The sequence below is a fragment of the Microtetraspora glauca genome (genome assembly GCF_040656155.1).
GTDB classification, from domain to species: Bacteria; Actinomycetota; Actinomycetes; order Streptosporangiales; family Streptosporangiaceae; genus Microtetraspora; species Microtetraspora glauca.
On sequence record NZ_JBFALK010000019.1, the window covers coordinates 181,815 to 203,440 of the forward strand.

Genomic DNA, 21,626 nt, shown 5'->3' on the forward strand with positions numbered 1-21,626 from the left:
CGCGGGAGGTCGCGGCGGTCAAGGAATACGGATTCGACAACCAGGTGATTCGCCCCGCCTCCGGCGGCGGGGCCTGGCGTCGCTCGCGCGGGAACGACGCCAGGCCGGGCGCGCCGGCCATCAGGATGCGCGGTATCGTGCCGGCCGGGCAGCGGCTTGTTTTCGGCGAGGGACGTGAGGCGGTTCGCTCACGGACGCTCTCGCCTTTCACACCGGCGCTTTCAACGTCAGGGCTGGGCCGGGCCCTCCAGCGTTTCGACAAGGCCGAGCAGGGTGGCGGCGCCTGCGGCGTTGCCGTCGCCTCCGTTGCCGCCGTTGGCGTTGTTGTTGCCGCCGCCGGCGATCGCGCCCCCGTTACCACCGTTGCCCCCGCGTGCCGCGACGAGCTGGGCGAGGACATCGGCGGGGATCTCGAAGCCCCGGTTCTCCCTGACCTCACGCTCCCGCCGCTGCTCCGGCTGGCGGACGCGGATGTTGTTGATCACGTGCTGGCGCTGCCTCTGGTGCTGACGCTGGTCGTCACGCTGCTGCTGGTGGTTGCGATTGTGGTTGCGGTTCCAGTTACGGTTCCGGTTGCCTCGGCCCCAGCCGCCCCCGCCCCAGCTGGCGAAGCCGCCCGCTTGGACGACGGACGCGCTCGCCGCAGTGGCCGTGGCGGCGGCGCCCAGCGCGACCGCCCCACCGGTCATCGCGGCGCTCACGGCGAGCAGCCCGACAAAGTTCTTGAACTTGGACATAGCGATTCTCCCCCGAAAAGGAATCGATTCCTATCGACGCTCGGACATCTCCGCCATCCATGCCGAAGAATGCCCCGGATAACCCCTGATAGGGCCATTTCCGCATTGTCTGGATCTCCGGAAATGTGAGACGGCAAACAGTGCTATACGCTTCTTAGGCGGCTCTTGTCCTGTTATTGATCACGCCCCGCGAGCCGGCCGTCGTGTCACCTTGTGGAGGATCCGCTGCGGATGTCCAGGGCCACGGCGATGCGGTTGATGGGTAGTCGCCGCCCTCCGGTGCCGAGGCCACGCGGGCGATGGCGCGGACCTTGGGCGCGCGCCTCGCCTCGGAGGGCCTGGCGATGATCGTGCGGTGCCCGCTGACGCCTCTGCGAGCCGCGTCGCATTCATGAGCTCGAATTCGCCGGCGTAACAGTGTGATCTGGCAGTGGTACCAAGGAGATCCCAAGTGATCCGCAAGGGCCTCCGGTTACCGTCAGCACGTCCTGAGTCGCCAGGCTCGTGATCGACAGACCGGCCTTTCACACATGGGGTCCTTCATGTCACCTGATCGGGGCGCAGCCCCGTCCGTGGACGGTCTGTCAGTCAGTGTTAACCCCTTCAGGAAACCTTCGCGAGGAATAGACGTGATCAAGAAGTTCGCCGCCGGCGCCGCCATCGCCCTGGCCGCGCTGACCGCGCCTCAGTTGACGGCTCAGACTGCCGACGCCGCCACGAGTTACAAGACCCCATGCCAGGGGATCCGTGGTTGTGAGGCCGCGATGCAGGACGGCGAGGGGTGGATGGTGATCACTCGCGAGAAGAACTGGAAGAAAGTGATCTACCAGTTCAACCACCTGGAGAAGAGCGCCAAGAGGGTCTGCGCGAAGCAGTATCCGCACCTGACCATGTGGCTCAACAATCCGAGCTATTCGCGGAACAAGACCGTCACCATCAAGGCATCCGGAAAACTTCCGCGCGCCGCGTGCTCTTATTAGGGCTGATCGCGAAAGTAATAAAGGCTATGGATGATCGCTCGCCATGGGGCGTGGGGTCTGACAAATGGCCAATGGGTGCCGCTTGTGCCCGTTGTCGCCGGTGGGAAAGAAGCCAGATGGGCCGACCACGTGGACGCGTCGGGGCTTGAGCTGCTGGTAGGCAGATTGTCATTTCGTTGGATGTGGTGTTCGGGCTGGCGGCGGGGTGGGAGCCTGCAGGAGGTGGCGCCAGTCGGCGGGCCAGTTGGCCAGAGCGAGGATGCCCATGATGACGCGATGGGTCGGCGCTGCCCAGCTTTCCACCGCCGGGTCGTGGTTGACGATGTGGGTGGTGACCGCGCCGGTGAGCACGAACATGAGGGTCGTGGCGCCCAGGAAGCGCTGTTCGCCGGTTGGGGATCACGAGCAGGACGGCGGCGACACCTTCCAGAGCGCCGACCACGAAGCGCATCCAGGACGGGTAACCCCAATCGACGGACTTCGCGGAGTACGCCGTGCTGAATATCCTGTCTCCCGGCCAGTACTTGGTCACGGCGCCCAGCGCGAACTCAAGGGCCAGGAGCCAGTACGGACCGGTCTTTAGGCGTTTCGACATATATTGGTCCCTTCCGGGGGTGGACAGGGCCAGGCCTCCGCGCGGCGATAGCATTGCCGACGGAGTCATTTCTTTCGGGTTTCAGCCCTGCAGGGTGGCGATGGCCTTCTCGATACGCCGCTGGCGCGTCTCGGGCTTCTTCGCGCTCTCGATGGCGCGCATGTGCTCGCGCTTGTAGCTGTACGCAAGATTGTCGTAGGCCCCGCGGAATCCGGATCCCTCCGCGGAGACGCCGGCGTCCTGTGCCGCTGCCTCCCATTCGTAGAGAGCCAGCTGCGGGGATCCCTTGCCCAGGCCGAACCAACCAGCCCGACGACGTCCGCGACTGTGCCTTCCTCGAATCGGTATGACAGGCCGCGACGGAGGAATGAACGACACGGCGAAAACTTCGTCGGCCGACCGGCAGGCGATCGAGGACAAGATGCGGTGCAGGAGGCGTGGCTGCGGGTCAAGCCGCCGTGCGGCCTCCCCGGCTCTGGTTGCAGATGAGCACTGCCACTGTCTACTCCCACCGCTTCGACGCGCCCAACGACGAGGCGACCGGAGTGCTCGGCGGCACCGAACTCGGCGTCCCGGGCTACTGGACCTACAGCGTCGAGATCGCGAAAGCGTGGGAGCGGGCGCAGGATCGAGCCGAAACCCCGTACACGCGCAAGGTCGGCATGCGCTCTGCCATGGTGATGAGTCCTGATCGCGGCGGCATCTTCGACGTCTTGCTGCGGCTGGCGCGGTTCGGCCTCGGCGGCCCGGTCGCGGGCGGCGCGCAGTACGTGTCCGGCGCGTTCGCGCTGCGCTCGGACACCGAACTCCTGTTGAAAAGCCGTCGAGTCGTCCCCAGCCGCCTGCTCGAAGCGGGCTTCGCCTTCGACCACGCCCAGTGGCCGGAGGCCGCCGACGATCTCGTGCGGCGCGTGCGCGGCGGGTCTGGCTTCACCGGGTGAGCCGTCGGCTCCTGTCGGCAGTCAGCGGTCTCGCCGTTTCGCATTCCGCGGGCCCGTACGAACAAGCTCACCCTCCGCTGCCGGGCGGGGTGGTGCCCTACCCCAGAAGGCTGGGCTGGTCGATCACCCACAACCACGTGCTGTCGGGCTGGCGGCGAGCCACCTCGACAGTGACACCGCCATCGGCCAGCCGCACCGAGGTGAGCGCCAGGTCGCCGTTCCGCAGCGTGGGCTGCTGCCGGCCAGGAGTGAAAGTGGGCCTGTCCGCGACCAGGTGCTCGTACGCCTGGCGGATCTCCTCACTGCCTGTGGCGACCCGGCCGTTCGGCAACGCCAGCACCGCGTCCGGTTCATACAGCGCCACCAGCCCTTCGACGTCGCCCGCGTTGAGCCGCTCCACGACGAACCGGCTGAGATCCTCCGGTCGGGCAGCACGCTCCCGGAGGTCATCCACGCTCACTACTCGTCACTCCCATCAGAACAGGCCAGGTGGCCCCCGGCAGCAAACGATCATGGCAGGCGCGTACGACGAATCCCCGGACGAGCCGGCGTCATCGTCTGACAGTGATGATGTAGGTGTCCCGGCGGGGTCTGACCCGTCGTCTGACTGACACCCCGTCGGGGATGCCCGACCGGGGTGCCGCCTGCGTCAGTGCACGTGCGCGCGGGGGATGTCCTGGGAGCTGAGGAGCCGCTGGAGGCGTTCCAGCCCCGTCTGGAGACTCTGGTCGTCCAGGGCGTAGGAGAGGCGGAGGCAGCCGGGAGCGCCGAAGGCTTCGCCCGGGAGGAGCGCCACGGAGGCCTCGTCCAGGATGAACGTCGCCAACTGGGTGGTGGTCGTGAAGGAGTGGCCGAGGATCGACCGGGTGAGCAGGCGCTTGACCGAGGGGAAGCAGTAGAAGGCCCCGGTGGGGGTGGGGCAGTCGACTCCGCGTATCCCCTGGAGTACGTCGACCATGAGCCGGCGGCGGCGATCGTATGCGGCCAGAACACCGTCGAAACCCGGCCGGCCCGCGCGCAGTGCCGCGATCGCCGCGACCTGGGCGACGTTGGCGACGTTGGACGACATGTGCGACTGCAGGTTGACGGCCGCCTTGACCGCCGCGGCAGGGCCGTACAGCCAGCCGACCCGCCAGCCCGTCATGGCGTACGTCTTCGACACGCCGCCGATGACGATGCACCGATCCCTGATGTCCGGGGCGGCCACCGGCATGGACTGGGCCACCGCGCCGTCGTACACGAGGTGCTGGTAGATCTCATCGCTGATCACCCAGATTCCCCGCTGCGCCGCCCAGTTTCCGATGGCCCGGGTCTCCTCCGGCGTGTACACGGTTCCCGTCGGATTGGCGGGGGAGCCGAAGAACAGCACCTTGGTCCGCGGGGTGATGTGCGCGTCCAGGAGTTCGGGCGTCACCTTGAAATCCTGGCGGGCATCGCTGTGCACCGGAATCGGCGTCGCGCCCGTGAGGCGTACGGCCTCCGGATAGGTGGTCCAATAGGGGGCCGGTACGAGCGCCTCGTCGCCGGAATTCAACAGGATCATGCAGGCGAGATATACGGCCTGCTTCGCGCCGTTGGTCACGAGCACGTCCGTGTCGTCAATGGCGAGACCCGTATCCGCCAGGACCGTCTGGGCGATGACATGGCGCAACTCCGTCAGCCCGGCCGCCGAGGTGTATCGATGGTTGACGGGGTCCGCGCAAGCCCGCTGGGCGGCTTCGACGATGTAATCCGGGGTCGGGAAATCCGGCTCGCCCGCGCCGAAACTCACAATGCGGTATCCGGCCGCGCGCAACTCGGCCGCCCGGGACGAAACCGCCATGGTCGCCGAGCCGGCGACCGCGCCCGCTCTCTCACTCAATCCGATGGACATGGCTCTCCTCTTACTATGACGACAATTCGAACAGGGCCTTGAGGAAGACGTTGTTTTCATCGGGATGTCCGACGGTCACCCGCAACCAACCGGCCGGGCCCACGTCACGTACCAGTACGCCTCGTCCGGCCAGTCCCGCCGCCATCGTGGAGGAATCGGTGCCGGTGTCGAAGAACAGGAAGTTCGCGTCGCTCGGCATGACCGCGTGGCCGGCGTCGACCAGGGCATCGCGCATTCTCCCGCGTTCGGCGAGAACGCCCGGGATATGCGCCAGCAGTTCATCGGCCTGCTCGAGGGCGGCGAGCGCGACCGCCGCCGTCAGCGTCGACAGATGGTACGGCAGGGCGACGATACGCAAAGGGCTCAGCACGTCGGGTGAGGCGAGCAGGAATCCGACGCGTATCCCCGCGAATCCGAATGCCTTCGACATGGTCCGGGAGATCACCAGCTGTGGGTGCTCGGCGAGGAGACCCGCCTGGGTACCGATGGCGGAGAACTCGACATACGCCTCGTCGAGCACCACCAGCCCCGGCGCGGTGCGCAGGATGACGTCCAGCGTCGCCCGGTCAAGGGGCGTCCCGGTCGGATTGTTGGGCGCGCAGAGGAAGACGATGTCAGGCCTGTGCTGTTCGACCGCGGCGGCCGCCACCTCGTGGTTCAGGCCGAAGTCCGAGCCGCGATCAGCCGATGTCCACCGGGTGCCGGTGATCGTCGCGATCTGCTCGTGCATCGAATAGGTGGGCACGAACCCGAGGGCCGTGCGGCCGGGCCCGCCGTATGTCTGGAGCAGGTGCAGCAGCACCTCGTTGGAGCCGTTTCCCGGCCACACCATGTCGGCTCGCACGCCATGGCCGGCGTATCGTGCCAATGCGGATCGGAGCGCGGCGAGGTCGGTGTCCGGATAACGGTTCGCGGTGGCCAGCGCGCGGGAAGCCGCTGAACACAATGTCTCAAGGTGGCGTCCTTCTGGAGGACGTGGACTCTCGTTGTTGTTCAGCAGCGCGACCGGATCGCCCATCGAAGGAAATGGCCGGGTGTTGTACGGGCGGACCGCACGCAGATCATCCCGGACGGGCAGGGCTGGCATTCATTCTCCGCTGGTGTCTTGTGATCCGGTGATGCGCGCGACGAGGCGGTGCATGGACGTTTTCCAATTGCTTTCCAGCTCGCGCGTGGCCGTCGGCAAATCCTTCTCGCGCAGGGCCACCGCGATACGCTTGTGCTGGTCGATCGACTCACGAACACTTTGCGGATCGCCGAGGTAGGCATGCTCGTAGCGATGGACGATGCGCTTGGTGTCGCCGATCATTTCGAGCAGCCGGCTGTTCGGGCAGGCCGCCAGCAAACTCGCGTGCCACTCGTCGTCGGCGTTTTGTACATCGCGGACGTCTCCGGTCGGCGCCATTTTCTCCGCGAGTTCCATGAGCTGCGGGGCGCGCCGGGCGAGTTCTTCGGGATCGGAAAGCGTGATCGCGAGCACTTCGAGCTGGGCGATGATCGGATAGGTCTCGCGGACTTCCTGCTCGCTCAGGGTGGAGACCCAGTACCCCCGGTTCGGACGGGCATCGAGAATGCCCTCCTGTGCCAGGCTCGCCAGCGCCTCGCGCAGCGGCGTCCGGCTGACGCCGATCTCGGCCGCGAGATGCACCTCGTTGATGCGGGTGCCCACCGGATATTTTCCGCGGAGAAGACGGTCGAGTATCTCGTCCCTGACCTGCTCGCGCAAAAGTCTGCGGGCGACCGCCATTTTCCCCTCCAGTACACGTTTCTGCCTGACGAGTATGAGCATACTACATACTGAACTCAGAGTGCAGAGCGCGCTAGGCTGACGGCGATTCCATCCCCCTCACTCTCCGGAGGCCGCGTCATGCCTGGCTTCGCCCTCGTCCGATCACCGATAGGCGATTCCCCTCATACTCTCGGTGACGATCCCCGTGACGCTCCCAGAAGATTCCACCGATCGATGCCGGGCTACGCCCGCACCCCTCTTGTCGCGTCGCCCGAACTGGCGCGGCGGACGGGAACGGGGCGAGTCCTCGTCAAGAACGAGCAGTACCGCCTCGGGCTGCCGTCGTTCAAGATCCTCGGCTCGTCCTGGGGGATCCACCGTACGCTGTGCGAACGCCTCGGCCTCGACCCGGCGATCTCGTTCGAGGAACTGCGCCGGGCGGTCGGGCCGCTACGCGACCACGTGCTGACGTGCGCCACGGACGGGAACCACGGCAGGGCCGTGGCTCACATGGCCCGGCTCCTCGGCATGCGCGCGCGCATCTACGTTCCGGTCGACGTGTCGGCGTCGCGGTCGGCGGCGATCGAGAGCGAGGGAGCCGAGGTCGTCCGGGTGTACGCGAGTTATGACGACGCCGTGCGCTATGTCGCCGTCCAGGCCGATCGTGACTCCCGCGCCATCCTGGTGTCCGACACGGCCTGGGCCGGATACGAGACGGTGCCGCGGCGCGTGATCGACGGCTATTCGACGATCTTCCAGGAGGTCGACGAGCAACTCGCCGAGCTGGATCTCGATCCCGAGGACGCTGTGGACCTGGTGATCGTCCCCGCGGGAGTGGGCGCGTTCGCCGCGGCGGTCGGCCTGCACTTCGGCTCCCGTGCGGCGACGCGTATCGCGACCGTGGAACCCGATGCCGCCGACTGCGTTCACCGCTCGCTCGCCGCCGGCGTCCGTACGACGGTCCACGGCCCGCACCACTCCATCATGGCGGGCCTGAACTGCGGCGAGACGAGCGTGGTGGCCTGGCCGATTCTGCGCGGCACGGTCGGCGCGACCATCACGGTCGACGACGACGCGGTGCGCGAGGCCATGCGGATCTTCGCGGGCTGCGGGATCGAGTCGGGGGAGAGCGGTGCGGCCTCGCTCGCGGGCGCGCTGCTGGTGACCGCCGACCCCGGATTCCGCGAAGATCTCGGACTCACGCAGGAGAGCACGATCCTGCTCCTGAACACCGAAGGAGCGAGCGACCCCGCGAGTTATCTCAGCATCGTGGGGGACCAGGGCGCATGAGCGACTGACGCCTTCTCGGCCTGAAATCACGGCTCCGGGCCGGGCTGAGTGAGGCCCGGTCGCACCGTTCCGCCCCTCCAACGGGATGCCGGTTTGCCCAGGAACTTCCTCTGTTCATCTCCTTGACACCACTAGATCCATCTCTGCATTCTGTGTACAGCACGCAGTTGGAAGCGCGTGGGGGAACTGCCTCGGCTGCCTGTGTCACACGACCGCCGGTTCCGGCGTCATTGACGATTCGCTAAAGGTGGGATGACTGTGTTCCTACACATCAGAGGCATGGCGGCCGTCGGCATAGCGTCTGTCCTGTTAGCCTCGGTCGCCTCGTGCGGCGGCTCCGAAGCCGGGAAGAAGACGGGGGCGTTCTCCGTCGCGATCCTCGAACCGTCCTCGCTCATGCCGGCCAACTATTCGGAGGTTTACGGGGCGCAGGTGGTGTCCGCGCTCTTCACTCCGCTGGTGACGTTCGACATCAAGAGCAACGAGACGCGTCTGGAGGTCGCCGAGAGCATCGAGAGCGCCGACAACAAGGTGTGGAAGGTCAGGCTCAAGCCCGGCTGGACGTTCGGCAACGGCGAGGCCGTGACCTCGAAATCGTTCGTGGACGCGTGGAATTTCGCCGCGAACAAGAAGTCCGCCCAGTTGAACGCGTACGTCTTCGGGGAGATCGAGGGCTATCGAGAGGTCGCCTCCGGAGCCGCGGAGACGATGTCCGGACTGCGCGTCGTCGACGACCGGAATTTCGAGATCACGCTGGTGCGGCCGTGGTCGCAGTTCAAGCAGCTGCTCGGGTATCCCGCGTTCTCGCCGCTCCCCTCAGTGGCGTACAAGGACCCCAAGAGCTTCGAGCAGCGGCCGATCGGGAACGGCCCGTTCGTCATCGAGGGCGCCTGGCAGCACGACCAGCAGATCACGCTGCGCCGCAACGAGTCCTACGCCGGCACGAAGGCCAAGGCCGGGGAAGTCCAGTTCAAGATCTATCAGAGCTTCGACACCGCCTATAACGACCTGCTCGCCAACAATCTCGACGTCCTGCCCGCCGTTCCGACCGCGAGGATCACCGAGGCCAAGAGCCAGCTGGGAGATCGGTTCGGGGAGTCGCCGAGCGGCCGCATGGAATACCTCGGGTTCCCCGTGACCAGCGAGAAGTTCACGTCACCAGGCGTGCGCAAGGCCATCTCGATGGCGATCGACCGGGACGCGATCACCAAGGCGATCTTCAAGGGAACCCGCACACCGGCGACCGGATTCGTGCCGCCCGTCGTCCCGGGCGCGGCGCAGGACGCGTGTGGAGCCCTGTGCGTGCACGACGCCGCCGCGGCCAAGGCGGCCTTCGACGCGGCGGGCGGCATTCCCGGCAACAGTTTCACCATCGGCTACAACAGCGACGCCCCGGAGAACAAGGAATGGGTCGAGGCGGCCGCGCGGCAGATCTCGAAGGACCTCGGCGTGAACGTCGAGACGCGGGCCTATCCCAAGCTCGCGGTGCTGCTGGGAGATCTGGGCAGCGGGAAGGTCGACACCGCCTTCCGTACCGCGTGGACCTTCTACTTCCCCAGCCCGGAGAACTACCTCAAGCCGTTGTTCACCCAGGACGCCGGTGAGAACTTCTCCGGATACCGGAACGACACGTTCGAGAAGCTGTTGCGTGACGGCGCGACCGCCAAGGACACCGAGGCCGCCAACGCGAAGTACGCGGAGGCCGAGAAGGTGCTCCTCGACGACATGCCCTACGTGCCGCTCTGGTACCAGGGCGTCATGGCCGGGCACTCCAAGCGGGTCGGCGACGTGAGCGTGGATTCCTTCCGCAGGCTGCGGATCGAGTCCGTGGTCGTGAAATAGCCAGCGAAGGATGCGACATTGCCTCGTTACATCACGAGCCGCGTCCTGCAGGCGGTGCTGGTCCTCGTCGGCGCGACTCTCGTCATCTTCGTCATCACCTTCGCCCTGCCGGGCGATCCGGTGCAGGCCCTCGCCGGCGAGCGGGCCGCCGACCCGGCGTTCGCGGAGGCGATCCGGGCCCGTTACCACCTCGACGAGCCACTCCTGCAGCAGTACGGCCGCTTCCTTCTCGGGGTCGTCCAAGGCGATCTGGGACAGACCTACAGCGGTCAGGACGTGGCCCAGATGCTCGGTGAGCGGATCTGGGTCAGCGGCCAGCTCGCGGCGTTCGCCCTGGCATTCCAGATCCTCATCGGTGTCGGCGCCGGGATCCTGTCCGCGCTGCGCCGCAACGGCCTCGCCGACACCGGGGTCCGGATCTTCACCCTCGCGGGGCTCTCGATCCCGTTCTTCGTGACCGCGTACGTGCTCCAGCTCGTGGTCGGCGTGAAGCTCGGCTGGCTCCCGGTGGCCGGAACCGAGGATGGGTTTCTCAGCTACATCATGCCCGGGTTCGTGCTCGGGTCGTTGTCGACCGCCTATGTCGCCCGGCTGACCCGTGGCCAGCTCACCGAGGCGCTTCGAGAGGACTACGTCAGGATGGCCACGTCAAAGGGCCTGACCCGCGTCCGGGTCGTGGCGCATCACGCGCTGCGAAACAGCCTGATCCCCGTCGTCACCTTCCTCGGCCTCGAAGTGGGCGCGCTGCTCAGCGGCGCCGTCATCACCGAGAGCATCTTCAACCTCCCCGGCATGGGCCAGGCCATGGCGCGTGCCGTCTACCTGGGGGAGCGCACCACGGTGGTCGGCGTGGTCACCGTCTTCGTGCTCGTCTACGTCGTCGTGAACCTGCTCGTCGACCTGCTGTACGCCGTACTCGATCCGAGGATCCGCTATGCCTGAGCTCGTTTCGGCCACCGGTGTCATGGAGCCGCCGGCGATTCCGCAGAGGAAGCGGCGCGGTCATTGGCAGGCGGTCCGGAGACGGCTGTCCCGCAGCCCGCTCTTCTACCTCTCCGCCACCCTGCTGGTGGTGATGGTGGGCATGGCCGCCGTTCCCGCCCTGTTCGCGACGGCCGATCCGCACGACTGCGACCTCGGGCGGACGCTGGCCGACGCGGGCGCGGGGCAGTGGCTCGGAAGGGACCTTCAAGGCTGCGACGTGTTCTCGCGCAGCGTGTACGGCGCCCGCGCGAGCCTCGGCATCGGCATCGCCGTCTCCCTGGTCACCGGGCTGCTGGGCGGAGCGGTCGGCGCCGCCGCCGGCTACTTCGGCGGCTGGGTCGACGCGACCCTGTCCAGGATCACCGAGATCTTCCTGGCCATTCCGCTGCTGCTGGGGGCGAGCGTTCTGCTGACGCTGTTCGGCACGTCGGGCAGCGGCACGTGGACCGTGATCATCGCTCTGTCGGTCCACGGCTGGCCGCAGGTCGCCCGTATCACCCGGTCGTCGGTCCTGGAGGCGAAGCAGCAGGACTACATGCTGGCCGCCGCCGCCATCGGCTGCTCGCGGCTGAGGGCACTCGCCCGCCATGTCGTGCCGAACAGTCTCGGCCCCTGGCTGGTGGTCGTGACGACGAACCTCGGCGTGTTCATCACCTATGAGTCGATCATCTCGATGCTGGGGATCGGCCTGCGCCCGCCGACGATCTCCTGGGGGCAGATGATCCACGACGCCCAGGCGCGGTTCCTGGAGGCGCCGCTGCCGCTGCTGGGCCCGGCCGTGTTCCTCAGCGTCACCGTCCTGGCCTTCATCCTGCTCGGCGACGTCGTCCGGGACGCGCTCGACCCGAGGAGCCACTCGTGAGCGCCGCGACGCCGAAGGGGAGGGCCATGACGTCCGAACACCTGCTGGAAGTGCATGATCTGCAGGTCGAGTTCGGCGGCGACGACGGCCCCGTACCTGTGCTGCGCGGGGTGAGCTGGCACGTGGACCGCGGAGAGACGCTCGCGATCCTCGGGGAGTCTGGATCGGGCAAGAGCATGACCGCTCAGGTGATCATGGGGATTCTCGACACGCCCCCGGCCAGGATCAGCGGTGGAAGCGTGCGCTGGAACGGCCGCGACCTGCTCGGTCTTCCGGAACCCGCCAGGCGCGAGGTCCGCGGGCGCGGTGTCGGCATGGTCTTCCAGGATTCGCTGTCCGCCCTGAACCCCGTCCTGCGCGTGGGCCCGCAGATCGGAGAGACCCTGCGGACCCGCCTCGGCCTCTCCCGCCGGGAGGCCCGCGACCGGACGGTCGAACTGATGCGGCAGGTACGGATCCCGGACGCCGAACAGCGTTACCGGCAGTACCCGCACCACTTCTCCGGCGGTATGCGGCAGCGCGCCGTGATCGCGATGGCGCTCGCGCTGTCGCCGGACGTGCTGATCGCCGACGAGCCGACGACCGCGCTGGACGCCACCGTCCAGGTCCAGATTCTCCGGCTGCTCCAGGCGCTCCAGGAAGAGTCCGGCATGGGACTGGTCCTCATCACCCACGACTTCGGCGCGGTCGCGTCGATCGCCGACCGGGTGGCCGTGATGTACGCCGGCCGCGTGGTGGAGACCGGGGTGGTCCGCGACATCTTCCGCCGTCCCGCCCACCCGTACACGAAGGCGCTGCTCGACGCGGTTCCGCGTGCGGATCGCCGGGCCGGCCGGCTCGCCGCTCTGCCCGGTCAGCCGCCGGTGCTCGGCAAGGAGAGCACCGGCTGCCCCTTCCGCTTCCGATGCCCTCTCGCCGAAGCCGTGTGCGAGGAGCGGGAGCCGGTGCTGAAGGAACACGCACAGGGCCACTGGAGCGCCTGCCACCTGGGAAAGGACGTGATCGCTGATGTGCTCACAGCCCATTCTTGAGGTCACCGACGTCACCCGCCACTACGCGTCCGGACGCCGGTGGCCGTTCGGCCCCGCGCCGCGGGTACACGCCGTGGACGGGGTGTCCCTGACGCTCGGCGAGCGGGAGACGCTCGGCCTCGTCGGTGAGTCCGGCTGCGGGAAGTCCACGCTCGGCCGGATGCTCGTCGCCCTGGACCGGCCCACGTCGGGGACGATCCGGTACCGGGGTGAGGACATTCACCGGCTCAGCCGCGCCGGGCTGAAAGCCCTGCGGCGCAAGATCCAGATCGTCCTGCAGGACCCGTACACCAGCCTCGACCCGCGGATGACCGTCGGCGACATCGTCGCCGAGCCGCTGGTCGTGCACGGTGAGGGGACGCCGGCCGAAAGGCGGCGGCGTACCCGGGAGCTCTTCGAGCTGATCGGGCTCAATCCCGATCATGGGAACCGCTACCCGCACGAGTTCTCCGGCGGGCAACGCCAGCGCATCGGCATCGCCCGCGCGCTCGCCCTGGGGCCCGAGGTGGTCGTCTGCGACGAACCCGTCTCCGCGCTGGACGTCTCCATCCAGGCGCAGGTCCTCAACCTTCTGGCCGAGCTGCAGGAACGGCTGAACCTGTCGTACGTGTTCATCGCGCACGATCTCACCGTCGTCCGCCAGATCAGCCACCGGGTGGCCGTGATGTACCTGGGGAAGGTCATCGAGGTCGGTCCCGAGGACGCGGTCTACGGACAGCCGCGGCACCCGTACACGCAGGCGCTGCTGTCCGCCGCGCCGCCCACGGATCCCGACATGGCCCGTGAGCAGGAAGTGATCATGCTCGACGGCGATCCGCCCAGCCCCGCCGCGCCGCCCAGTGGTTGCCGGTTCCGCACCCGCTGCTGGAAGGCGGAGGAGGTGTGCGCCGTGCACGAGCCCGAGCTCGTGGAGGGCGCGACCGCCCGCCATCAGACCGCCTGCCATTTCCCCACCGCCGCCCCCGTGCGCGTGGGAGATTGACCCGCTACTGTATTCTGTACACAGAATTTTGGAGGAACGCATGAATCAGCCCCTGAACGACCGCCAGTTCGCCGTACGCGCCTCTCGTGTCCTGGACCCCGCGACCGGCGAGTACTACGAGAACGCGAGCGTCGTCATCGCCGACGGCCGGATCGTGTCGGTCGTCGACAACCCGCCCGCCGATGCCGATCTCATCGACGTGGGCGGGCTGACCCTGATGCCCGGCCTCGTCGACTGCCACACGCACATGCTGCTGCGCCCCGAGGACCAGGTGTGGCCGCCGGCGATCCTGTTCAAGACGCAGGTCTACCGGGTGATCGAGGGCGTCGCCGCGTGCGACCGCGCGCTGCAGATCGGCTTCACCAGCGCCAGGGACACCGACAACGAGCAGGTGTGGCACGGCGACACCGCGCTCCGGGACGCGATCGAGGCCGGCATCATCCCCGGCCCGCGGATGGCCGTCGCCTCCGACGGCATCTCCATCACCGGCGGCGACATGCGCATCGACGACAAGGTGAATCCGGAACTCAACCTCCCCGACGTGGCCGGCATGGTGGACACCCGGGATGAGCTGATCAAGGAAGTGCGCCGCCAGATCAAGATCGGCGCGGACTGGGTCAAGATCTACGCGACCAGCACCCGCAAGGACGTCGAGCCGGAGGAACTGGAGCCCCTGCACCAGTTCACGGTGGAGGACATCGCCGCCGTCGTCGCCGAGGCCAAGCGGTACCGGCGCGACGTCGCGGCGCACGCCTACGGCAAGGACGGCGCGCAGGCCGCGATCCGCGGCGGTGTCCGCACGCTGGAGCACGGCCCTCTGCTCACCGAGGAGGACCTCCAGGCCATGCTCGAGTTCGGTACCTTCTGGGTGCCGACGATGGGCACGTACTACAAGCGCCAGCACACCGAGTTCGACCGGCGCTTCGTCAAGCGGCACGAGGGCGCCTTCAAGCGCGGGCTCGAACTGGGCGTCAAGATCGCGTTCGGCACCGATGTCGGCTCCTTCCCCCACGGCGAGCAGATGGACGAGTTCAGCCTGATGGTGCAGTACGGCATGAAGCCGCTGGACGCGATCAGGTCGGCCACCGTGGTGGCGGCCGAGGTGCTGCGTAAGGAGGGACAGATCGGCACCCTCGCCGCCGGCGCCCACGCGGACCTCGTCGCCGTCGACGGCGACCCCCTCCAGGACATCGAGGCGCTCAAGCGGGTGGGATTCGTGATGAAGGGCGGCCTGGTGCACCGGGACGACGTCGCCGCGACCGCGAAGACGCCCGAGGTGCTGTGGCAGCCGGCGCGCTGAACACCTGGTGACGGCGGCGACCGAGGCGGAGGGCCATGAACCGGCTGCGGAACGAACTGGTGGTGTACGCGGGACGGCTGCGTGTGGATCCGTGGGCGCGTGACCTCGGCCCCGCGTGGCTGCTCATCAGGGACGGCCGCTTCGAGGAGATCGCACCGGGCCGTACCCGGCCGGCGGAGTGGCCCGACGCCCGCCCCGCCCTGGATTTGGGCCGGGCGGTGGTGCTCCCGGGGCTGGTGGACTCCCACGTCCACCTGACCGAGTCAGGCGACGGGACCGGCGAGGACGTCGCCGCGGCCCGTACCGACTCCGAGCGCGTGGAACTGGGCGTCGAGAACGCCCGGACCGCGCTGCGCGCGGGTATCACCACCGTCGCGGACTGCGGCGGCCCGCCGGAGGCCGTGTTCGCGGTGCGTGCCCGGACCGCCGCCCTTCCCGACTGCGCCCGGACGCTCGTGGCTGCGGCGCCGATCACCACGCCGCGCGGCCACACCTGGCGCTTCGGTGGTGAGGCGCGCGACGCGGCGGCCGTACGAGAGCTGGCCGAGCGGTTCGCCCTCGCCGGGGCCGACTTCATCAAGGTCATGGCCTCCGGCGGGGGCACACCCGGGGCGCCCGCGTGGGAGCCGAGCTTCCCCGAGGAGTCGCTGCGCGTGGCGGTCGAGACCGCCGCGGCGCTCGGCCGCCCCCTGAAGGTCCACTGCCTGTCCGCCGGCTCGATGCGTACCGCCGTCGCGGCGGGCGTCACGCTGATCGAGCACGGGAAGTTCCGTACCGCCGGCGAGGACGGCGGCGGCTTCGATCCGGCCGTCGCGCACCTGCTCGCGGAGGCCGGCGCCGTCATCTGCCCGACCCTGTCCGTGGGCCATCACGTCCTCGCCGCACCGCCCGACGTCTCCGGGGACGCCGGCACACTGTGGCGACGGCGTCATCCGCACGACCTCGACGACTTCCGGCGCCTGGTAGAGAGCGGTGTCCGCATGGTGAGCGGCACGGACGCGGGCTGGCGGTTCACCCCGTTTCACGCGCTGCCCGGCGAACTGCGGCTGATGGCGGGCGCCGGGATGACGAACCGGGAGGCCCTGGCCGCGGCGACAACCGGCGCGGCCGCCGCGCTCGGGATGGGAGACCGGATCGGCCGGATCGCGCCCGGTTACCAGGCGGATTTCATCGCGGCCGACGCCGATCCCGTGGACGACCTCACCGCGCTGGACCGGCTCCACGCGGTGGCGCGCGACGGGCATGTCATCCGATGACGCGTACCGACCCGATGACCTGTTCCGACCCGATGACCGTCCTGCTCGAATGGCAGGCGGCCGCGCGGGAAGCCGGTGACCCGCAGGCGGGGCTGATGGCGCTGAGCACCGTCAGCCCGGCCGGCGAGCCGAGCCTGCGTACCGTCTCGGTGAAGCTGCTGGAGAGCCGCCGGATCGGCTTCGTCACCGACAGCCGCTCGCCGAAGGCGCGCGACATCGCCGCCTGTCCCCGGGTGACGGTGATGTTCACCTGGATGTCGCTGCGCCGCCAGGTCACGGTACGCGGCGACGCGGCGCGCATGAGCGCGGAGGAGGCCGGACGGGAGTTCCGGCGCCGTTCCCGGCCCGCCCAGCTCGGGGCCTGGGCGAGCCACCAGTCCTCGCCCATCCTGGACCGGGGCGTGCTGGATTCGGCCCTGGCCGCGGCCGCCCGCCGCTGGCCCGAGGGCACGCCCGTGCCGGTTCCTCCGCACTGGGCCGGGTACGTGATCACGCCGACGGAGATCGAGTTCCTGCGGGCGGGCCGCCCCGATCGCCTGCACGACCGCAGCAGGCACCGGCCGGCCGGGGACGCGTGGGTACAGCACGTGCTTGGTTCATGACCTGTCAGAGATCCCTCAGCTCGTCATCGGAAGGCAACAATGAAGCGTCGCGAATTGCTGGTGGGCTCCGTGCCCGGTGTGATCGCCGTCGCCGCCGGGGGAATGTCCCTGGCGGACGACGACGGCATCCGGGTGCGCGAAGTGGGCAGCTTCTACGCCGGTGGAGAATCGATCACCCTGCACGATGTGGAGTCCCGGGACGCGTACGCCGCCAAGGGGCAGACGCCGGTGCGCGTGAACCCCAACGGGGACTTCGAAACCGGCCAGGTGTACGTACAGTACGTGCGGCTCGCCCGCCCCCGCAGTTCGCCGCCGCTGCTCATGTGGCACGGCGGCGGCCTGACGGGGGCCTCCTTCGAAACCACGCCGGACGGGCGGCAGGGATGGCAGCAGCACTTTCTCGCCGCCGGCCATGACGTCTACCTGGCCGACGGGTTCGCCGGTGGCCGCGCCTCGTGGCAGCGCTATCCGGAGGTCACCCCGTCAGAGCCGCTGTTCCGCACCAAGCAGGAGCTCTGGGAGCTGTTCCGCATCGGCCCCCCGGGCTCGTACGCCACCGACCCGGCCAAGCGCCGGCCGTACCCCGACACGCGGTTCCCCGTCGCCGCGTTCGACGAGTTCGTCAAGCAGGTGGTGCCGCGCTTCCGCGCCTACGACCGGTCCACCCAGGCCGGCTACGACGCGCTGGTCGCCAAGGTCGGGCCGAACGTGATCCTCACCCACAGCGCCGCCGGGCCGCTCGGCTTCGCCGCGACCGTCGCCGCCCCCGACCACGTCCGCGCTCACATCGCGATCGAGCCGTCAGGCGCTCCCGACCCGTCCACCGTGGACCTCGACCGGCTCCGCCGGATCCCGCATCTCATCGTCTGGGGCGACCACCTCGACTCGGACAGCTCGTGGACCGAGCTGTACACCTCCACCAGGCGCTTCCACGACGCCCTGCGAAGGGCCGGTGGACGATCGACCTGGATCGACCTGCCGGCCGAGGGCCGGCGCGGCAACTCCCACATGATCATGATGGATCGTGACTCGCACAAGACGGCCCGCCTGATCACCTCCTGGCTGGACGCGAACGTGAAGGGCTAGTGCCCCGCGGTCCACGCCGCACGCGCGAGTTCTGGCGCGCGGTACAGGGGTCAGGAGAGCGCGGCGCCGGCGTCGTGGGCCGCGCGTGCGGCGAGCAGGTCGGGCAGGTGCGTGCTGGTCCACATGCAGGCGGCGGCCAGGGGGTCGAACAGCGTGCGGCCGAGGGAGGTGAGCGCGTACTCCACGCGGGGCGGGTTCTCGGCGTACGCGGTGCGGGAGACCAGGCCGTCACGCTCCATCGAGCGCAGCGATGCGGCCAGCGTCTTCGGCGTGATGCGGCGCAACGGCACCAGGAGCTCCGAGAAGCGCCGAGGGCCGTCGGCGAGACAAATGATGATCTTCACGGTCCATTTGCCGCCGATCTGGATCGGCGGCCTGCCAGGGGCGCATCCCGCGAACATGTCGGGATCCAGGGGCCGGGTCACCGGTCCATCGTAGGCACGTATCGTTGCGGAAACCGGCACCCCCCGATCTACCGTCTGCGCAGCGGCCGGCGACCTCATCGCCGGCCCCTGCCGAACGGAGCATCCATGATGAACATCGATGTGATCGTCGTCGGAGCCGGGCCGACCGGGCTCATGCTCGCCGCCGAGCTGGGTCTCGCCGGAGTGCGCGCCGTGGTCGTCGAACGGCTGACGCGGCGCAGCGGGCAGTCCAAGGCTCTCGGCATCCAGCCCCGCTCCGCGGAGGCGCTCGAACTGCGAGGCCTCCTGGAGCCCCTCATGGACCGGGCGATCCAGCGGGTGGCCGGTGGGCACTTCGCCGGGCTTCGGCTGGACTACACCGCCTGGGACACCCGGCACCCGTACTCGATCGGCATCCCCCAAGGGCGCGTCGAGGCGCTGCTCGAGGAACGGCTCGGCGAGCTGGGCGTGCAGGTCCTGCGCGGGCACGAGGTGACCGCGCTGTCGCAGGATGCCGACGGGGTCGAGGCGACTCTGCTCGGGCCCGGGGGCGAGTCACGGCTCACGGCCCGTTTCCTGGTGGGCTGCGACGGCGGGCGCAGCACCGTCCGCGAGCTGCTGGGCATCGGCTTTCCGGGCCTGGACGGGAAGCTGTCCTCGGTGGTCGCCGACATCACGATCTCCGACCCGGACGGCGCCGTGCCGGAGACCTGGACCCTGCCCGTCATGACGCCGAACAAGACTGGCAAGGGCTACATCGCTCCCATCGGTGACGGCGTCCACCGGTTCCTGTTCTACGGGGCCGAGCAGCAGGGGCTCTCCCGCGACACCCCGATCACCGAGGGGGAGGTGCAGCGGGCCCTGCACAACGAGTTCGGTCCGGGGGTTCAGCTCACGGGCATCCGATGGGCCTCCCGGTTCACCGACGCCTCGCGGCAGATCGAGCGGTACCGCCACGGGCGGATCCTGCTCGCCGGAGACGCCGCGCACATCCACTCGCCCGCGGGCGGGCAGGGGCTCAACCTCGGCCTGCAGGACGCGTTCAACCTGGGGTGGAAGCTCGCGGCGGAGATCGGCGGGTGGGCGCACGAGCGGCTGCTCGACACCTACCACGCCGAACGGCATCCGGTCGCCGCGCGCGTCCTCGCCAACACCCGCGCCCAGGCAGTCCTGCTCGTCCACGACGAGGAGAACCTGGCCCTGCGCGACATCGTCGAGGAACTCGTGCGGGTGCCGGAGGCCAACCGGATCGTCGCCGGGATGATCTCAGGGCTGAACATCCGCTACGACCTGCCCGGCCGTCCCCACCCGCTGCTGGGGCGCCACCTCCCCGATCTCGACCTGGTGACGCCGTCCGGGCCCGACCGTGTGGCGCGGCTGCTGCGCGACGGCCGCGGCCTGCTGCTTACCACCGCCGACGAGGCCGCGTTCGCCGAGGCCGCCGAGCCGTGGTCGGCCCGGATCGGCCGGGTGCACGTGAAGGGCGAGCTCGGTGCGGACGCGGTGCTGGTACGGCCCGACGGTTATGTCTGCTGGGCCGGTTCCGCCGCCGACGTCTCCGGTCTCGCCGACGCCCTGGCGCTGTGGGCGGGCGCGCCCGCGCAGTAGACGGCCGCCGCGATTCCCCTGCCCGGCCGCGTCCGCCGGCCCTCGCCGTCGATCGGATGGATCCCGACAGCGAGGTCCTGTGGTGCCAGATCACGACGTGGGGGAGCGGCGAGTCCCGGCTGCCGGCCGCAGGAGGCGCAAAACGGCTGGTCCGGCACGTCGGTGGGGTGCCAGACTCACCCGATGCGAGCGACTATCGAGGACATGGCCCACCGCCTGGTCGAGGTGCCGGGGGTGACGGGGGTGATGCTCGGCGGCAGCCGGGCGCGTGGAGAGCACCGGCCGGAATCGGATTGGGATCTCGGCGTCTATTACCGGGGCGACATCGATCTGGGCGCGTTGCGGGCACTGGCCGGACCGGAGGTCGAGGTGGCCGGGCCGGGCGGCTGGGGACCGTGGGTGAACGGCGGCGCGTGGCTGAGGGTCGATGGCGTGGCGGTGGACTGGATCCTGCGGGATCTGGACCGGGTGGAGCAGGTCTGGGCGGACTGTCGCGACGGCCGATATGAGGTGGGCGTCCAGGCAGGCCATCCGCTCGGGTTCTGGTCGCCCTGTTACGTGGGCGAGGTGGCCCTCGGCCAGGTTCTGGCCGATCCGTCCGGCGAGCTGGATCGCCTGCGGCGCCGGGCCGCGACCTATCCCGAGCCGCTGCGGGAGGCGCTGGTGGCGGGGGCCTTTGAGGCGACGTTCCTGGTCGGCATCGCGGCCAAGGGCGCGGCGCGCGCGGACACGCTCTATGTCGCGTTGTGCCTGTCACGGGCCTTCGGCGTACTGGTGCAGGCGCTTTTCGCGGCGAACAGGCGATGGTGCCTCAACGAGAAGGGCGCGCTGGCCGTCGCGGAGGCGCTGCCCGGCGCGCCGGAAGGCTTCGGCCGGCGCGCTCGCGGCCTGCTGGGAGCACTCGGCGGTACGGCGGAGTCGCTGGCGGCGGCGGTGGCCGGGGCGCAGGCCCTGGTCGACGAAACCCGCGCCGCGCTCCCCGCGACGTACCGTCGGCCAGGGTGAAGGATCGGTGACCGGATCGGATCACTGACCGTCACGGATGCTGACGGTGCGTTTCCGCGCGGGTGGGGAATGACCGCGCGACCCGGGCGCGGCTCCACGCCCGCCGCGTTGATCCGGTGGACCGACCCCGTCTCCCGCAACTGCCTGACCGCGTCGGGGTCGTTGAGGCGCATGGGAGTGAGCGCCTGGAGCCGTGCGGGCGATGGCGGCCTACGAGGGGACGGTCGGCAACGTGCTGTCGGACTCCCCGGCGGAGCTGTGGCGGCGCGCCGTCGAACGCTGGCACGATGCGTTCGTGGTCGGCACGCTGGCGCCCGTGCGGACGATGCGGGAGCGGGCGGAGGCCACCCGGAAGATCGACTACCACTTCGGGTCCGAGGCCGACCGCGCGCGTATCGATCGCCGACCGGAGTTCGACCCCGCCTAGGTCCTGTTTCTCGGATCTCCTGACGTGATCACGGTGTCGTCTTCACCCTGGGTGGCATGGGTGGCCGAGGAGACTTAACCAACGCGGAGTGG

At 69.2% G+C, this 21,626-nt stretch carries 23 protein-coding genes; 15 read left to right on the forward strand and 8 right to left on the reverse strand.

The features are described 5' to 3' along the window. Positions 1 to 227 precede the first annotated feature (227 nt). A complete protein-coding gene (locus AB0I59_RS30780; protein WP_061261445.1) occupies positions 228 to 737 on the reverse strand; it encodes a hypothetical protein in 510 nt (169 codons plus the stop codon). Positions 738 to 1,366: 629 nt separating this feature from the next. On the opposite strand from AB0I59_RS30780, the gene AB0I59_RS30785 reads away from it, so the two are divergent. After that, entirely contained in the window at positions 1,367 to 1,717 is a 351-nt protein-coding gene (locus tag AB0I59_RS30785; protein WP_061261446.1) for a hypothetical protein, read from the forward strand. A 168-nt stretch (positions 1,718 to 1,885) separates the two neighbouring features. Here AB0I59_RS30785 and AB0I59_RS30790 read toward each other — a convergent pair whose 3' ends face one another. Next, on the reverse strand, positions 1,886 to 2,068 hold the full coding sequence (locus tag AB0I59_RS30790) for a hypothetical protein (protein WP_358138472.1): 183 nt from the start codon (positions 2,066 to 2,068) through the stop codon (positions 1,886 to 1,888). A 325-nt stretch (positions 2,069 to 2,393) separates the two neighbouring features. After that, positions 2,394 to 2,732: a YdeI/OmpD-associated family protein gene (locus tag AB0I59_RS30795; protein WP_358138474.1), complete on the reverse strand. Its 339-nt coding sequence runs from the start codon at positions 2,730 to 2,732 to the stop codon at positions 2,394 to 2,396. Between the two features lie 65 nt (positions 2,733 to 2,797). Between AB0I59_RS30795 and AB0I59_RS30800 the strand changes: the two genes are divergently transcribed. After that, on the forward strand, positions 2,798 to 3,253 hold the full coding sequence (locus tag AB0I59_RS30800; protein ID WP_358138476.1) for a DUF1731 domain-containing protein: 456 nt from the start codon (positions 2,798 to 2,800) through the stop codon (positions 3,251 to 3,253). 97 nt (positions 3,254 to 3,350) lie between these two features. Here the strand turns inward: AB0I59_RS30800 and AB0I59_RS30805 are convergent, their stop codons facing one another. From AB0I59_RS30805 to AB0I59_RS30820, 4 genes are all read right to left on the reverse strand, one after another. Next, positions 3,351 to 3,707 carry a YybH family protein gene (locus tag AB0I59_RS30805; protein ID WP_358138478.1) on the reverse strand — a complete coding sequence of 119 codons (357 nt, stop codon included), beginning with the start codon at positions 3,705 to 3,707 and terminating at the stop codon, positions 3,351 to 3,353. Positions 3,708 to 3,902: 195 nt separating this feature from the next. Continuing rightward, positions 3,903 to 5,126 (reverse strand): pyridoxal phosphate-dependent aminotransferase, encoded by a 1,224-nt coding sequence (locus AB0I59_RS30810; protein WP_358138480.1) that lies wholly within the window; start codon positions 5,124 to 5,126, stop codon positions 3,903 to 3,905. 13 nt (positions 5,127 to 5,139) lie between these two features. Next, positions 5,140 to 6,213 (reverse strand): histidinol-phosphate transaminase, encoded by a 1,074-nt coding sequence (locus AB0I59_RS30815; protein WP_358138482.1) that lies wholly within the window; start codon positions 6,211 to 6,213, stop codon positions 5,140 to 5,142. Next, positions 6,214 to 6,915 (reverse strand): GntR family transcriptional regulator, encoded by a 702-nt coding sequence (locus AB0I59_RS30820; protein WP_082777647.1) that lies wholly within the window; start codon positions 6,913 to 6,915, stop codon positions 6,214 to 6,216. It abuts the gene before it with no gap. Between the two features lie 78 nt (positions 6,916 to 6,993). On the opposite strand from AB0I59_RS30820, the gene AB0I59_RS30825 reads away from it, so the two are divergent. The 10 genes from AB0I59_RS30825 to AB0I59_RS30870 all read left to right on the forward strand — a co-directional run bounded on the left by AB0I59_RS30825 (position 6,994) and on the right by AB0I59_RS30870 (position 18,090). Further along, on the forward strand, positions 6,994 to 8,145 hold the full coding sequence (locus AB0I59_RS30825; RefSeq protein WP_063819016.1) for a diaminopropionate ammonia-lyase: 1,152 nt from the start codon (positions 6,994 to 6,996) through the stop codon (positions 8,143 to 8,145). A 252-nt stretch (positions 8,146 to 8,397) separates the two neighbouring features. Further along, positions 8,398 to 9,987 (forward strand): peptide ABC transporter substrate-binding protein, encoded by a 1,590-nt coding sequence (locus AB0I59_RS30830; RefSeq protein ID WP_063819017.1) that lies wholly within the window; start codon positions 8,398 to 8,400, stop codon positions 9,985 to 9,987. An 18-nt stretch (positions 9,988 to 10,005) separates the two neighbouring features. Continuing rightward, a complete protein-coding gene (locus AB0I59_RS30835) occupies positions 10,006 to 10,929 on the forward strand; it encodes an ABC transporter permease (RefSeq protein WP_061261454.1) in 924 nt (307 codons plus the stop codon). Continuing rightward, the gene (locus AB0I59_RS30840) at positions 10,922 to 11,833 is read left to right on the forward strand and encodes an ABC transporter permease (protein ID WP_061261455.1); all 912 of its coding nucleotides are present in this window, start codon (positions 10,922 to 10,924) and stop codon (positions 11,831 to 11,833) included. The genes AB0I59_RS30835 and AB0I59_RS30840 overlap by 8 nt, the downstream gene beginning before the upstream one ends. Then, positions 11,830 to 12,864 (forward strand): ABC transporter ATP-binding protein, encoded by a 1,035-nt coding sequence (locus AB0I59_RS30845; protein WP_358138486.1) that lies wholly within the window; start codon positions 11,830 to 11,832, stop codon positions 12,862 to 12,864. Before AB0I59_RS30840 ends, AB0I59_RS30845 begins: the two co-directional genes overlap by 4 nt. Beyond that, positions 12,842 to 13,846 carry an ABC transporter ATP-binding protein gene (locus AB0I59_RS30850; RefSeq protein WP_061261456.1) on the forward strand — a complete coding sequence of 335 codons (1,005 nt, stop codon included), beginning with the start codon at positions 12,842 to 12,844 and terminating at the stop codon, positions 13,844 to 13,846. Before AB0I59_RS30845 ends, AB0I59_RS30850 begins: the two co-directional genes overlap by 23 nt. 40 nt (positions 13,847 to 13,886) lie before the next feature. Next, positions 13,887 to 15,146, forward strand: a complete 1,260-nt coding sequence (locus AB0I59_RS30855; protein WP_061261457.1) for a metal-dependent hydrolase family protein — start codon at positions 13,887 to 13,889, stop codon at positions 15,144 to 15,146. Between the two features lie 35 nt (positions 15,147 to 15,181). Then, entirely contained in the window at positions 15,182 to 16,402 is a 1,221-nt protein-coding gene (locus tag AB0I59_RS30860; RefSeq protein WP_061261458.1) for an amidohydrolase family protein, read from the forward strand. Then, positions 16,399 to 17,004, forward strand: coding sequence for a pyridoxine/pyridoxamine 5'-phosphate oxidase (locus AB0I59_RS30865; protein ID WP_358138489.1), 606 nt, complete (start codon positions 16,399 to 16,401; stop codon positions 17,002 to 17,004). Before AB0I59_RS30860 ends, AB0I59_RS30865 begins: the two co-directional genes overlap by 4 nt. A gap of 39 nt (positions 17,005 to 17,043) precedes the next feature. Then, positions 17,044 to 18,090: an alpha/beta hydrolase gene (locus tag AB0I59_RS30870; RefSeq protein WP_358138491.1), complete on the forward strand. Its 1,047-nt coding sequence runs from the start codon at positions 17,044 to 17,046 to the stop codon at positions 18,088 to 18,090. 50 nt (positions 18,091 to 18,140) lie between these two features. Here AB0I59_RS30870 and AB0I59_RS30875 read toward each other — a convergent pair whose 3' ends face one another. Then, positions 18,141 to 18,515 (reverse strand): winged helix-turn-helix transcriptional regulator, encoded by a 375-nt coding sequence (locus AB0I59_RS30875; RefSeq protein WP_061261460.1) that lies wholly within the window; start codon positions 18,513 to 18,515, stop codon positions 18,141 to 18,143. 105 nt (positions 18,516 to 18,620) lie between these two features. Between AB0I59_RS30875 and AB0I59_RS30880 the strand changes: the two genes are divergently transcribed. The 3 genes from AB0I59_RS30880 (at position 18,621) to AB0I59_RS30890 (ending at position 21,534) form a co-directional block, all read left to right on the forward strand. Then, the gene (locus AB0I59_RS30880; RefSeq protein ID WP_358138493.1) at positions 18,621 to 20,102 is read left to right on the forward strand and encodes an FAD-dependent monooxygenase; all 1,482 of its coding nucleotides are present in this window, start codon (positions 18,621 to 18,623) and stop codon (positions 20,100 to 20,102) included. Positions 20,103 to 20,285: 183 nt separating this feature from the next. After that, positions 20,286 to 21,107: a DUF4037 domain-containing protein gene (locus AB0I59_RS30885; protein ID WP_358138495.1), complete on the forward strand. Its 822-nt coding sequence runs from the start codon at positions 20,286 to 20,288 to the stop codon at positions 21,105 to 21,107. A 202-nt stretch (positions 21,108 to 21,309) separates the two neighbouring features. Then, entirely contained in the window at positions 21,310 to 21,534 is a 225-nt protein-coding gene (locus AB0I59_RS30890) for a hypothetical protein (RefSeq protein ID WP_061261462.1), read from the forward strand. Positions 21,535 to 21,626 lie beyond the last annotated feature (92 nt).